The 13,018-nt window shown below is 39.5% G+C and carries 13 protein-coding genes; 7 read left to right on the forward strand and 6 right to left on the reverse strand.

Annotation, left to right across the window (positions count from 1 at the left end; genetic code table 11):
- Positions 1-3: 3 nt before the first annotated feature.
- Together ACQ4QH_RS10040 and ACQ4QH_RS10045 are read right to left on the reverse strand one after the other, a co-directional pair.
- On the reverse strand, positions 4-867 hold the full coding sequence (locus tag ACQ4QH_RS10040) for a PhzF family phenazine biosynthesis protein (RefSeq protein WP_439818765.1): 864 nt from the start codon (positions 865-867) through the stop codon (positions 4-6).
- A gap of 63 nt (positions 868-930) precedes the next feature.
- A complete protein-coding gene (locus ACQ4QH_RS10045; RefSeq protein ID WP_439818766.1) occupies positions 931-2,193 on the reverse strand; it encodes a homoserine dehydrogenase in 1,263 nt (420 codons plus the stop codon).
- Positions 2,194-2,973: 780 nt separating this feature from the next.
- Here ACQ4QH_RS10045 and ACQ4QH_RS10050 point away from each other — a divergent pair.
- The 5 genes from ACQ4QH_RS10050 to ACQ4QH_RS10070 are packed head-to-tail and all read left to right on the forward strand — an operon-like array spanning position 2,974 to position 7,677.
- Positions 2,974-4,116, forward strand: coding sequence for an aminotransferase class I/II-fold pyridoxal phosphate-dependent enzyme (locus ACQ4QH_RS10050; RefSeq protein ID WP_439818767.1), 1,143 nt, complete (start codon positions 2,974-2,976; stop codon positions 4,114-4,116).
- A gap of 3 nt (positions 4,117-4,119) precedes the next feature.
- Positions 4,120-5,319: an aminotransferase class I/II-fold pyridoxal phosphate-dependent enzyme gene (locus tag ACQ4QH_RS10055; protein ID WP_439818768.1), complete on the forward strand. Its 1,200-nt coding sequence runs from the start codon at positions 4,120-4,122 to the stop codon at positions 5,317-5,319.
- Between the two features lie 43 nt (positions 5,320-5,362).
- A complete protein-coding gene (locus tag ACQ4QH_RS10060) occupies positions 5,363-6,070 on the forward strand; it encodes an amino acid ABC transporter permease (protein WP_150191091.1) in 708 nt (235 codons plus the stop codon).
- 1 nt (position 6,071) lies between these two features.
- Positions 6,072-6,836: an amino acid ABC transporter ATP-binding protein gene (locus tag ACQ4QH_RS10065; RefSeq protein ID WP_439818769.1), complete on the forward strand. Its 765-nt coding sequence runs from the start codon at positions 6,072-6,074 to the stop codon at positions 6,834-6,836.
- Positions 6,837-6,864: 28 nt separating this feature from the next.
- The gene (locus ACQ4QH_RS10070; RefSeq protein ID WP_439818770.1) at positions 6,865-7,677 is read left to right on the forward strand and encodes a transporter substrate-binding domain-containing protein; all 813 of its coding nucleotides are present in this window, start codon (positions 6,865-6,867) and stop codon (positions 7,675-7,677) included.
- 58 nt (positions 7,678-7,735) lie between these two features.
- On the opposite strand, the gene ACQ4QH_RS10075 is transcribed toward ACQ4QH_RS10070, so the two are convergent.
- The 4 genes from ACQ4QH_RS10075 to thiF are packed head-to-tail and all read right to left on the reverse strand — an operon-like array spanning position 7,736 to position 11,567.
- Positions 7,736-8,962, reverse strand: coding sequence for a dicarboxylate/amino acid:cation symporter (locus tag ACQ4QH_RS10075; RefSeq protein WP_439818771.1), 1,227 nt, complete (start codon positions 8,960-8,962; stop codon positions 7,736-7,738).
- Positions 8,963-8,964: 2 nt separating this feature from the next.
- Positions 8,965-10,170 (reverse strand): hydantoinase/carbamoylase family amidase, encoded by a 1,206-nt coding sequence (locus ACQ4QH_RS10080; RefSeq protein WP_439818772.1) that lies wholly within the window; start codon positions 10,168-10,170, stop codon positions 8,965-8,967.
- 2 nt (positions 10,171-10,172) lie between these two features.
- Positions 10,173-10,943: a thiazole synthase gene (locus tag ACQ4QH_RS10085; RefSeq protein ID WP_002828301.1), complete on the reverse strand. Its 771-nt coding sequence runs from the start codon at positions 10,941-10,943 to the stop codon at positions 10,173-10,175.
- Positions 10,944-10,958: 15 nt separating this feature from the next.
- Positions 10,959-11,567 carry a sulfur carrier protein ThiS adenylyltransferase ThiF gene (gene thiF / locus ACQ4QH_RS10090; RefSeq protein ID WP_439818773.1) on the reverse strand — a complete coding sequence of 203 codons (609 nt, stop codon included), beginning with the start codon at positions 11,565-11,567 and terminating at the stop codon, positions 10,959-10,961.
- 68 nt (positions 11,568-11,635) lie between these two features.
- On the opposite strand from thiF, the gene ACQ4QH_RS10095 reads away from it, so the two are divergent.
- Together ACQ4QH_RS10095 and ACQ4QH_RS10100 are read left to right on the forward strand one after the other, a co-directional pair.
- The gene (locus tag ACQ4QH_RS10095; protein ID WP_439818706.1) at positions 11,636-12,142 is read left to right on the forward strand and encodes a helix-turn-helix domain-containing protein; all 507 of its coding nucleotides are present in this window, start codon (positions 11,636-11,638) and stop codon (positions 12,140-12,142) included.
- A 35-nt stretch (positions 12,143-12,177) separates the two neighbouring features.
- The gene (locus tag ACQ4QH_RS10100; RefSeq protein WP_439819497.1) at positions 12,178-12,993 is read left to right on the forward strand and encodes an IS3 family transposase; all 816 of its coding nucleotides are present in this window, start codon (positions 12,178-12,180) and stop codon (positions 12,991-12,993) included.
- Positions 12,994-13,018: the final 25 nt, after the last annotated feature.

Genomic DNA, 13,018 nt, shown 5'->3' on the forward strand with positions numbered 1-13,018 from the left:
AAATCAGATAGATAGTTGGCCATCAATACAAATTTCTGCAAATCCACCTAATAAAATTTGATTATCATCAGAAAACTTGACGCTGACATAGCCGTCTCGTCCTAAACAAGATCCCTGGCTAGCCACATACTCTGATGAACTTAATAACTGATGGTCTCTAACCATAACCGCGACACAGCCATTGCCACTTCCACAAACCGGATCCTCATCTGCGCCTTCATTGGGAGCAAACGACCGTACTTCAAAATTTGTCTGACTATTTTCTGGATATTGACCAAAGACTGTCACACCAGTCACACCCTCTGCAATCGCTTGTGATAATAGATTCATATCTGGTTGCAGAGCAAGCACTTGTTCGGCACTAGATAATTGCAATGTATACCAAACTGCTCCCACATCAATTGTTGCCGCTAAATGAATCTCGCTAGCAGATACACCCAGAGCCTTGCTAAAAGCCTTAATTTGTTCTGCCTGCAACGGACTTTTTTTAGATTCAGGTAATGTCAAAAATAACCCCGCATCAGTTACGTCAATCCGTACCAATCCCTGTTGACATTCCTGAACTAAATACTGCCCGTGTTTTGGTATCAAACCTGACTTTAAAACTGCGTAAGCTGATCCAATTGTTGGATGTCCTGCAAACGGCAATTCATTTTGTGGTGTAAAAATACGTAACCGATAATCTGCTTGTGAATTAGTTGGCGTACAAACAAACGTTGTTTCAGACAAATGAATCCAGTTTGCAATTTGTTGCATTTCAGTTGTTGAAAGTTTATCACCATCTAATACCACGGCCACTGGATTGCCTTTAAATGGTACTTGAGTAAAAACATCGATTTGCTTGAAGAGCGTTGCTCTCTTTAACATACTTTTGCACACTTTCTAATATAGATTTATTCAAAAACTTTTTCTTGTTAATTCACATCCCAATCAATCTAGCACCGGATAGGCTGCCGTCATTGTTAACTTTTCTGTACTTTTTAATTTTTCAATCATTGTCCGAAACTGTTGCACAGAAATTGATTTGGTCTTATAGCTCAACTCTGTTGCCAAATTATTTTTTTGTTTGCTAAGGGTTTGTTGATGTTTGTGATGATTAGGGGTTAGCGTTACACGTGCTTCATCTTTTGATACCAGGGTTAAAAAATAATGATCTTTTTGTTGTTGTGGTACTACTAAATCAGTTGTTCGACTAAAGTTGTTAAACTTCTCACCAGTTTGATGTAGCTGCAAATCCTTTACGGTTGCAAGAACATCACTCAGGACGCTGTTAGCTGTTGGTAGTTCGCCGGCACCGGCACCATAAAACATGACTTCACCAACAGATGAACCTGTCACTAACACCGCATTGTTTTCATTTTTGATTGTTGCAAGTGGGTGATCTTTGCGGACAAACATTGGTTCGACAGAAACCGATAACTTATCATCCACAGGTCTGGCTTGGCCAATCAGCTTAATAACATATCCCCATTTTTGTGCCCGTAAAATATCTGCCTTCGTAATTTGCGTAATTCCTGTCACAAAAATATTTTCCAAAGGAACAGTCACACCAAAGGCAAATTGCGTTAAGATGGCCATCTTGTATGCCGCATCTTTGCCGCTGACATCATTCGTTGGATCTGTCTCAGCTAGTCCCAGCTCCTTTGCATGTTGAAGGGCCTCATTGTAAGTCAGTCCATTTTCACTCATTTGTGTCAAAATGTAGTTACTTGTTCCATTGATAATTCCTGCGACTGACGTTATTTGGTCAGCAGCAAAAGATGTTGCGATGGTTCTTAAAATAGGAATGCCACCAGCCACGCTTGCTTCATATAGGAGATTGACATGATTTTCCTGTGCATGTTCAATTAATTCATTACCATAAGTCGCCAGTAAGTCTTTATTAGCCGTAATCACGTTTTTACCACTATCAAGTAGCGCTTCAATGTATGCTTTAGCAGGCTCAATTGTCCCCATAACCTCAATCACAATCTGAATTTCATCATCATTAACGATATCAGCGATATGATTCGTTAGTTTAATACCTGCCAAATCAACATGACGTTGTTTTGCCAAATTTGCAACAACAATCGTTTTAATTTGTAGCTGACAACCACTTGTTGCGAGTATCTTTTGCTGGTTATTTTGGATAATTCGTACGACACCTGTACCAACAGTACCTAAACCAACAATGCCAAGTTTAATTGTTTTCATCAAATCTCCCTCTAACTTACTTCAAAATCTTTTATAAACCAAAAAAAGCGTCCTGGAAACTAATTCCAGGACGCAAAATGCGTGATACCACCCTCGTTCTCAACCAATTCACACTAGTTGACTCAGTAAGTCCCATCAGACTCAGATACGGTAATGGGTATCAAGCACACTAATTTTACCAACTCGACTCAATCAGTGAAGATTTCAAGACCATATTCGTAAATCGTTTGTCACTTACTCTCAGCATAGGTAAGCTCTCTGTAGGAAACGGCTATTACTACTCATCTCTTCATTATCTTTTAATATATTGAGCTAAATTATAGATTTCAATTTTTTATTTGTCAATCGCAATATTCCAATTAAAATAATGATTTCACGTCTGGTAGTCATAAATCAGAAACAAAATTATCACACATAATTTTGTTTGACAGGAAAAATAACAAGTGATAATATGAGAAAAATTAAAAATAAATTAGACGTTGAAAAGAAGAGTAATTGTTCAAACTAGTAGACAGAGAAGCCCGATTGGTGAAAAGGGTAATTCGTGCGAACAATGAAGATGAGCTTAGAGTCTAGATATTGGTCATCTGGCTGATATTCTCGGTGTGGTGCCCGTTACAACCACCGGGTTTACTGAAAAGTGAACTTATTGAGCCTATTTAGTGTGAACTAATAGGAAACTCAGGTGGTACCACGAAGCTTTCGCCCTGTGCATTTATTGCATAGAGTGAAAGCTTTTTTATTTTGCTACGCAGCTATATTAGAAAGGACGTATAAATAATGGCCGAACAAGAACAACTAGAAACATATTTAGTACAATCTGGTAACAGAACCGATGATCAAAAGACGGGTGCTGTCTCGACACCTGTGTATTTTTCAACTGCCTTCAGACACCCTGGACTGGGCGACTCAACTGGCTATGACTATGCTCGTGAGACAAATCCAACACGTGATGTTCTACAAAATACGCTCAGCAAACTAGAAAATGGTTATCAGGCTTTTGCGCTAAGTTCTGGTATGGCTGCTATCCAGTTAGTTTTTTCGAAATTTAAAACTGGCGACAAAATCATTATCTCTGATGATTTGTATGGTGGTTCATTTCGATACTTTGATGATTTACATGAGAATTATGCCATTGACTTTATTACTTGGGATGGGCAAGATTTTAGATTCTTGGCTGACGCGGCGGCTGATCCAGCAGTAAAAGCAGTTTGGTTAGAAACCCCATCAAATCCCACAATGAAAGTTATTAATATTCAGAAAACCGCTGCCATTGCTCATCAATACCAAACAGAAGTCTTTGTCGATAATACTTTTTACACGCCAATTATCCAACGACCATTAGACGACGGTGCTGATGTTGTTGTGCACAGTGCGACAAAGTATTTAGGTGGGCACAACGACATATTAGGTGGGGCAGTTGTGTGTAAAAGTAACGAAAATGCTGAAATCTACGAAAAAAATCTCACGACAACTGGTGCGGTCCTAGATCCATTTTCGTGTTGGTTATTAATTCGTAGTCTTAAAACTTTACCATTACGTATTGAAAAACATGAAAAGAATGCCCAAGCAATTGTGACCGCTCTTCAAACCAACCCTTTGATTACACAGATTTTATACCCTGGTCGCGGGGGCATGATCAGTTTTTATATTCGTGATGAAGGCTTAGTTGATCCATTTCTAAGGCATCTAAAAATCATCTCTTTTGCTGAAAGTCTTGGTGGTGTTGAAAGTTTAATCACGGTACCAGCCACACAAACGCATGCTGATCTAAGTGAAGAACAGCGTCAAAAGAAACATATTACGAAAAATTTACTGCGTTTCTCGGTAGGTATCGAGGACAGTGAGGACCTAATTCAAGACATTCAGCAGGCATTGGCACAGGCAGAAATAGCGTTAACCGCTAATGCAACGGAGGTTTAAAATATGAGCGAATACAAATACAATGATGCAACAAAAATTATTCATGACACTGTCCGTCCTGATCCACAAACGGGTGCGGTCAATGCACCCGTTTATTTTTCTTCAACCTTTGCACAAAAAGACCCGTTAGAGCTGGGAAAGTATGACTATGCAAGAAGTGGTAATCCAACTCGTGATCAGGTAGAAGAGAGCATCGCTAATTTAGAAGGGGGGTCTCGTGGTTTTGCCTTTGCAACTGGCATGGCGGCAATTACTGCTGCATTTTTGACCCTACATCAAGGCGACCACATTATTATCACTAAAGATGTATATGGTGGCACTTTCCGCTTAGTTACTGAATTATTACCCAACTATGGTATCAGCCATACGTTCGTTGATCTTAATGATGAAGATGCATTAGAAGCGGCTTACCAAAAAAATACAAAGGTGGTGTATGCTGAAACACCCTCTAACCCAACACTCACCGTTGTTGATCTACAAGCAACTGCCAAATCAGCACATGCTCATGGTGCCTTGTTATTTGCAGATAACACTTTTATGACCCCACTTTATCAAAAGCCATTATCGCTTGGTGCTGACTTAGTCATACACAGTGCAACAAAATTTCTTTCTGGTCATTCGGATATTCTGGCTGGACTTGTCGTTACCAAGGATGCAGCTTTAGGAGATGCTATCTACTTCATTCAAAATGCAATGGGTGCAACGCTCAGTGTTGGTGATTGTTGGTTATTACTACGTGGGCTAAAAACGCTAAAAGTTCGCCTACAAACTGAAACAGAGAATGCAACAAAACTTGCCCAATGGTTACAACAACAACCCGCTATCAAAGCAGTTCATTACCCTGGGTTAGAAGGCGATAAAAACTATGCCATCCAATCTAAGCAAGCATTGTCTGGTGGCGCTGTTTTATCATTTGACATTGCTAGCGAAGACAACGTTCGAACCCTGGTACAACATTTAAAGTTACCTATTTTCTCTGTTTCTTTGGGTGCTGTTGAAACCATTCTGTCATATCCCTGTACAATGTCACACGCAGAACTTAGTCCAGATGAACAACAAGAAAGTGGCGTAACACCTGGATTACTTCGTCTATCTGCTGGACTCGAAGATTTTGAAGATTTAAAACAAGATTTTGCCCAAGCATTGGCTTATATACCAGCCTCAACAACCACGCAGCCCAAGCCTGCTGTTACCGAGGGCTAGTAATGGCAACCATTAAAATTAAAAATAGTTTAGGAGAAAACACATGTGGGAAATAATCACGACTTCTCTCCCGCAATTAATCGTGGCCGGCATTAAATACACCGTGCCTTTGTCATTGATTTCTTTTGCATTGGGCTTGATTCTCGCTCTCATTACCGCTCTAGTTCGAATTTCCCAAAAAGGAAAAGAATTTAAAATTATCAAAGGAATCTTCAATTTTTACGTTTGGCTTTTCCGTTCAACGCCACTGTTAGTCCAATTATTTATTGTCTATTTTGGCTTACCTTATTTAGTTATTCCGGGCATCCTTGATGAAGGAATCAAATTAACGCCATTTGTTGCGGGTGTGATTACCTTTTCTTTAAACACTGGCGCTTACGCATCCGAAACGATTCGAGCAGCTATTACTTCGGTTCCTCAGGGTCAATGGGAAGCGGCTTCTTCAATTGGCATGACTCGTAGCCAAACATTACGACGTATCATTCTACCCCAAGCAATCTATTTGTCTGTACCGCCATTAGCCAATAGCTTTATTAGCTTGGTTAAAGATACATCACTAGCTGCAACCATTACAATTGTTGAAATGTTTGAAGTTAGTCAGCAAATTGCGGCTGAGAATTATCAGCCACTTATTATGTATTCCTTGGTGGCCTTGATTTATGCTGTCTTTTGTTCGTTACTAACCATCGGTCAGCATTATCTTGAAAAACACTCACACAGGCATTTAACCAAAACAGTGGGAGGTGCATAAGTTGCAATTAGAGGAATTAAATAAAAGTTTTGATGGGCAACAAGTTTTAACAGACATTAACCTTGAACTACCAGAGAAGCAGACAACGGTCATTGTTGGTCCCTCTGGTTCAGGTAAATCTACTCTTTTACGTTCATTGAACCTACTTGAACGTCCAGAAAGTGGTCGTTATCATTTATCAAACCTAGTAATTGATTTTTCAGACAATATCTCAACCAAGCAAATATTAAATGTCCGCAAGAAAACTGGGATGGTTTTCCAAGACTATAATTTGTTTCCACACAAAACGGTCATTCAAAATATTATTGAAGGACCGATTCAAGTATTAAAGAAAAACAAAAAAGAAGCGTTGCAAGAAGGGCAGAACTTACTGGATAAAGTTGGTTTAAAGTCTAAAGCCGACGCGTATCCTGAACAATTATCTGGTGGTCAATCACAACGAGTTGCCATCGCAAGATCATTAGCCATGCATCCCGAATACATCCTATTAGATGAACCAACATCTGCTTTGGACCCTGAACTGGAAGCAGAAGTATTGCATATTTTGGCTGAATTAGCACACGAAAAGCAATCTCTTGTTATTGTCACCCATAACCTATTCTTTGCCCGTCAGATTGCCAATAAAATTGTCTTTGTGGAGGATGGTCAAATTATTTTTGACGGTAGTCCACAGGAATTTTTCAATGAAAATCAAGAAAACACTCGGATTAATCGGTTTATTTCAGCAATGACGTTTTCCGATGTTGAAGCAGAAGCATTAAAATAATTTAGATATAGTGAGAGGAACTACACAGATGAAAAGAACACGGGTCATTTCTTATTCAATTGCCATTGTTATATTAATAATCTTGGCAGTTGTTTATTTCAGCAATCGAAAAACCACTACCCAAAAAGATGCATTTCAATCAGAATTAAAAACTAAAGGAAAGTTGACCATTGGTCTCGAAGGTACATATGCACCATATTCCTATCGAAAAAATGGCAAATTAACTGGTTTTGAGGTTGAGATGGGGCGTGCCGTTGCCAAAAAGATGGGGGTCAAAGCAGATTTTGTCCCAACAAAGTGGGATTCATTAGTTGCTGGCTTAGGTTCGCAAAAATATGATGTCGTGATCAATAATATTTCCGAAACGCCCGCTCGAAAAAAAGTTTATAAATTCTCTAATCCATACATCTATTCACGCTATGCTCTGATTACACCAAAAAATAGCCAAATCAGTCATTTAAAGGATATCACTGGCAAGAAATTTGCAGAGGGAACTGGAACAAACAATGAGCAGGTGGCTAAAAAGTATCACGCCAAGCTAGTTTCTTCAGGTGATTTTTCAACTACCTTATCACTATTGCGTACTGGTCGTGCAGATGGGACAATTAATGCTGCTGAAGCTTGGTATGCCTACAAAAAAGACAATGCCACAGACGGTTTAAAGTATAAAGATCTGTCTGGCGAAATTGACCCAGTCAAAGTTTCAGCTATGTTTAATAAGAAGGATCCCAAAACTCGTGCGAAGTTTAATAAAGCTCTCGCCGCAATTAGAAAAGATGGTACATTGAAGAAGCTGTCAATTAAGTACTTTGGCGCAGATATTACTAAAGAAAATAATTAATTCTATACAATATAAATAGCGTGCGGGAACCATCATTGATTTCTGCACGCTATTTATATTAATTTTTAACCGGCAAACTGCCATGAACTAATTTCTTTTCATCGGCAGCAATCATAATGGCTGTCGTCGTATCACCAACAACATTAAGCACAGTCCGGAATATACCCGCAAACCAATCAATACCTGCTAGTAAAGCAATACTTTCTAAAGGTAATCCTAGTGTTGGCACAATAATCGCTAGTGCGACTAAACCACCACCTGGTACAGCAACCGTGCCTAAACAAGCGACAGTGGCTAACATGACGATTTTTAACATCATAACAAATGATAATGATAATCCGTAAAATTGGGTCATTGTGACACAAGCTAACGCCAAATACATGGCCAGCCCATTACTATTCAGTGCCATCCCCAAAGGTAGTACTAATTCACTAATTTCCTTTTTAATACCTAATCGTTTCTCAGCATCATGCATTTCAACAGGTAGGGATGCTGCTGAAGATGTTGTTGTCATTGCGATAATTAAAATATTAGCAAACCCATACATGACAGTTCGTAAAGACATATGCGCACGTATCATGATCGTACCGAACAAGATAGCTAAGAAAAATAGTGTACCCACTCCGAATAATATTAAAAACTTCAACAGTGGGATTAAGATCATCAGCCCATTTTCAGCAATAACCGAAGCAATTAATGCACCAATTCCGACTGGTGCTAAGCACAAAACTAATTGGATCAAATCAATAAATAATTGGTTTAATTGTTCTAATCCATTAATGATATGCTGATACTTTTGCTGACTATTTGCTTTGCTTAGAACGATTCCCATACATAACGCAAATATAATGACTTGAATAGTATTACCTTTTACCAAAGCCTCAAAAATATTCGTTGGGAAAAAGCCTAATATCATGTCTGCAGTTGAAACAGGATGGCTAGTAAATTTTTGGACAAGTTCAGGATTCAGTTTTAAATCAATACCCACACCTGGCATAAACCACCAACCAAGTAACAACCCAACTAAAGCAGCGATAAACGTCGTGCCTATAAACCAAGCAGCTGTTTTGATACCTAATCTTCCTAATTGTTTGACTGGTAATTTACCAATCGCTGCAATCACTGTACAAAAAACTAGTGGCATGACAGCCATTTGAATCAGCCTCAAAAAAATATCACCAATAATTTTGATTCCCGCAATTTTAGTGCCAAAAACTGCACCTAAAATGCTACCAAGCAACATACCAATAATAATCTGCGTCGTTAGGTGAATTTTTATTCGCATTTTTACGCCTCGTTTGCTTGAGCAGATAGACTAGCAGCCAACAATGCGACACCATATAATAAATCAGACATTTTTGTATATTCAGTCGGTGCATGACTAATACCAGCTTCACTTGGTACAAAAATCATGGCTGTAGGGGTGACTGTACTCATTATTTGACTGTCATGACCTGCACCTGAAAATAACTCTTGGAAGGGGAAATTCATTCGAGTCGCTATCTCAGCATTTTGTTTCCTTAATGCCTGCGATAAAGGAGTTGCAGGAACATGCAGTGTCCGTTTTACTGTGACGTTTTCAAAGTGTTGGATGACTACTTGCATATCTGTCAAAAATGTAGCTAATCGTTCATCTGATTCTTCACGACAATCTATGCTAAAGGTGCACCTTTCAGCAATGACATTACTAACATTAGGTGATACGTGAATTTCACCGATCGTAAATGCCAAACTTTTTGAAGATTTATTCACTAAATCATACAATTCAGCCATCAGATGACTTGCAGTTGCCATCGCATCCTGACGTTGTGCCATTGGCGTTGTACCAGCATGATTTGCTTGTCCATATACAGTCACATCATAGCGATTTTGTGCAACAATTCCTGTCACTAATCCAATTGCCTGATGTGCTTGTGCTAAACGTGGACCTTGTTCAATATGCAATTCCGTAAAACTTGCCGGTAAGGGCGCTCGCTGTCGCCTAACACCAGGAATAGTTTGCAGTTGTCTGACCGCATCGCGTCTAGCTTGATCAAATACGATCCCCAGTTTATCAACTAATGGCGTGACTTGATGGTGTCCTGTATAATAGTTCGATCCAGTAAAGGCCGCTGGAAAGCGGCTGCCTTCTTCTTCACTAAAAGAAATCAAGCGTAACGGTTTTTGGGGTAAATGCCCCTGTTGATACAGTTTTTGTATCGCACAAAAACCACCTAAAACACCATATAATCCATCATAACAACCACCTTGACGTACAGTGTCCATATGAGAACCAGTCGCAATCGGTGCTGATGTTTCTTGTCCTGGAAAATCTAAAGACACATTACCATAATCATCAACCGTTACTTGCGCATCATGTTTTTGACCAAGCAAAATCAATGCTCGTTGATTCCGTAACCATTGCTGATTATAAACTAACCGATTCTGGCCAACTTCATCTGATGTATTAAATTGATCCAGCAACTCACCCAATTGTATGGTTTCATTCGTCATAATTATTTGCTAATACCCGCAATTGGTGATGATGCCGCTGCTTTTTTATCTAAAACACGACCAGGGTGGGCAAGATAGCCTTTACGTCCAGCCTCTACAGCTAACTTAAATGCCTCTGACATCAATGGGATATCACCTGCCGTTGCCATCGCTGTATTAGCCATTACCGCTGCTGCTCCCATTTCCATGGCTTCAGCAGCTTGACTTGGACGACCAATACCAGCATCAACAATGATTGGCGCATCAATTTCATTAATTAAAATCTGAATCAATTCTTTGGTTGCCAAACCTTTGTTTGTACCAATCGGTGCGCCTAATGGCATCACAGCCGCAGCACCAGCTTCGACCAACTTACGGGCAGCATTTAAATCAGGTAACATATATGGCATCACGATGAATCCTTCATCAGCCAAAACCTTCGTTGCCTTAATCGTTTCTTCATTATCAGGTAACAAATAAGTCTTATCAGGCACGACCTCAAGCTTGATAAAATCACTACCACTTAATTCACGAGCAATGCGCGCCATGCGAATGGCTTCTTCAGCATTGGTGCAACCAGATGTATTCGGTAAGATTGTCACATCATCTGGAATGTAATTCAAAATATTTTCTTCATCCGTATTCGTGCGACGTAATGCCATGGTAATAATCTGAGCACCTGCGTGATGAATTGCTGAATCAATTAACTCATATGAATACTTACCTGATCCTAGAATAAAACGTGAAGAAAAGTGGTGACCACCAATAATTAAATCATCATTACTTTCGACCATGATTATTAATATCTCCTATTCTGCTAAAACGGGTTGCTTGGTTAGTAAACGTAAAATAGCATTGGCTTCATGTCCAGCACATACCATTACCCGTGGTGCCATCAGTCCTTCGACACCTTTACTATAACCATCCCCACAAATATACACATTTGATAACTGTTGTTTTGTTTGCATCTCATTAGTTATATGTAGACCGGCCATCCCGTTACCCATAACAAGCGGCTTGTCAGGATAAAAATTCGTTACACCATCTAATAACATTGCTTTGGCCATTGGATTATCAAAAGCCTCACAGACAATATCACAGTCTGCAAATAGTGTTTCAATATTGTCAGGTGTAATTTTGACCTGATGAATCTCAATATCAATAAATGGATTAAATTCTAATAAATTCTGCTTTAATGCAACGACTTTCGGCATGCCAACCTGACTAACTTTATATTGTTGTCGATTAAGATTGCTCATTTCAATGACATCAAAGTCAATTAAAGTTAGATGACCAACACCGCTGCGAGCTAGTGCAATTGCAATATTTGAACCTAGACCCCCAGCACCTGCAATAGTCACACGCGCATCTTTTAAAGGTTCAGTCGTACCAGCCACATTACGCTCTTTCATGCCCATAAAAAAATCAGTAACTGCTACACTGAGGCGTACCCCGAAAGTTAAAGTAACTTTCGGGGTTTTTCTTTATGACTAAGATATCAAAACAAACAAAACTTGAGGCAATCCTGGAATATTTTTCAGGGAACAAAAGTAAACAAGAAGTTGCTAAACGTTATGGCATACACTATACGAGTTTCAAGATGCTGTTAGAGGCGTATAAAACACACGGATCTGACGTGTTATTTAATCCTCCAAAACCAACTGGAAAATTTCGAGTTGAATTAGCTTCGTGGGCAATCAGAAATAACGCTTCGAATACTGAAGTTGCAGCTAAATTTGGCTATGTAGGCACCGCTCAAATAGTAAAGTGGAAAGAGATATATTCCAAACTTGGGCCAAATGGGTTATTGTCTATACAAAAAGGACGAAAACCTAAAATGCCTAACAAGAAGCCTAAGTCAGATAAACCGTTGACGGATCAAGAAAATCAACTCGCTCAACTCGAAGACGAAGTTCTTCGATTGAAGATTGAAAATGAAGCGTTAAAATTATTAGCCTCGATTCAGCAACGAACCGACAAATCTCAGAAGTAGCTTGCCGACTCGAGGCGCAATTTAAACTAGTAGATATTCTAAAGGTTCTTCCGATTGCAGAAAGTACAGTACACTACTGGAAACGAAAGTTTAAAAAGGAAGACCCCGATGAGCCACTTCGCGTGGCTATCAGGACGATTTGGGAAGCGGATAATCACTATGGTGTGCGTCGAGTTTATTTAGAGTTGCGAAAGCAACCTGAGTTCGCAAAGGTAAATCACAAGAAGATCCAACGACACATGCATGAGATGGGGTTAAAAGGCGTTGGGTATAACAAGCAATCGCGTAAGTATGATTCATCTAAGGGTCCTGAAGGGAAACGAGTGAAGAACAAGATTCACCGTCGTTTCAAGACTGATCGACCATTACAAAAACTATCTAGTGACGTCACGGAGTTTAAAGTTCCGGCCACTGGAGAAAAAGTATATTTAGAACCAATCCTAGATATGTACAACAACGAGATTCTTACACATTCAATTAGCACCCGTCCGAATCTCGAATTTACCCTACAACCGCTTAATCAGCTCGTAGAGCGAATGCCAGAACTTTCTTATCGAACAACCATTCACACTGATCAAGGTTGGCAATATCGGCACAGATCATGGCGTAAGACGCTGAAGAAAAACCGCATCATCCAAAGCATGTCGCGTCGCGCGACCGCTCTAGACAATGCGGTTATGGAAAGTTTCTTTAATAAATTGAAGGTCGAAATTGGCCCATTGAACAATTATTCATCGGCAAAAGAGTTGATTGACGCAATTAACAATTGGATACTGTATTACAACAACACACGAATTCAAGTAAAATTAAACGGCCACTCACCGGTAGAATACCGACAAATGGCCGCTTAATCAGCTAAAATATTTTACTTTAACT

It is taken from the genome of Weissella paramesenteroides, from assembly GCF_051903945.1.
In the GTDB taxonomy this organism is placed as follows: Bacteria; Bacillota; Bacilli; order Lactobacillales; family Lactobacillaceae; genus Weissella; species Weissella paramesenteroides_A.

Excerpts from the sequence above, each read along its gene's own strand:
- ACQ4QH_RS10085 (WP_002828301.1), bottom strand. The coding sequence starts at position 10,943 with ATGGTCGAAAGTAATGATGATTTAATTATTGGTGGTCACCACTTTTCT.
- ACQ4QH_RS10075 (WP_439818771.1), bottom strand. The coding sequence starts at position 8,962 with ATGCGAATAAAAATTCACCTAACGACGCAGATTATTATTGGTATGTTG.
- ACQ4QH_RS10055 (WP_439818768.1), top strand. The coding sequence starts at position 4,120 with ATGAGCGAATACAAATACAATGATGCAACAAAAATTATTCATGACACT.
- ACQ4QH_RS10070 (WP_439818770.1), top strand. The coding sequence starts at position 6,865 with ATGAAAAGAACACGGGTCATTTCTTATTCAATTGCCATTGTTATATTA.
- ACQ4QH_RS10060 (WP_150191091.1), top strand. The coding sequence starts at position 5,363 with ATGTGGGAAATAATCACGACTTCTCTCCCGCAATTAATCGTGGCCGGC.
- ACQ4QH_RS10040 (WP_439818765.1), bottom strand. The coding sequence starts at position 867 with ATGTTAAAGAGAGCAACGCTCTTCAAGCAAATCGATGTTTTTACTCAA.
- thiF (WP_439818773.1), bottom strand. The coding sequence starts at position 11,567 with ATGGGCATGAAAGAGCGTAATGTGGCTGGTACGACTGAACCTTTAAAA.
- ACQ4QH_RS10095 (WP_439818706.1), top strand. The coding sequence starts at position 11,636 with ATGACTAAGATATCAAAACAAACAAAACTTGAGGCAATCCTGGAATAT.
- ACQ4QH_RS10050 (WP_439818767.1), top strand. The coding sequence starts at position 2,974 with ATGGCCGAACAAGAACAACTAGAAACATATTTAGTACAATCTGGTAAC.
- ACQ4QH_RS10080 (WP_439818772.1), bottom strand. The coding sequence starts at position 10,170 with ATGACGAATGAAACCATACAATTGGGTGAGTTGCTGGATCAATTTAAT.
- ACQ4QH_RS10045 (WP_439818766.1), bottom strand. The coding sequence starts at position 2,193 with ATGAAAACAATTAAACTTGGCATTGTTGGTTTAGGTACTGTTGGTACA.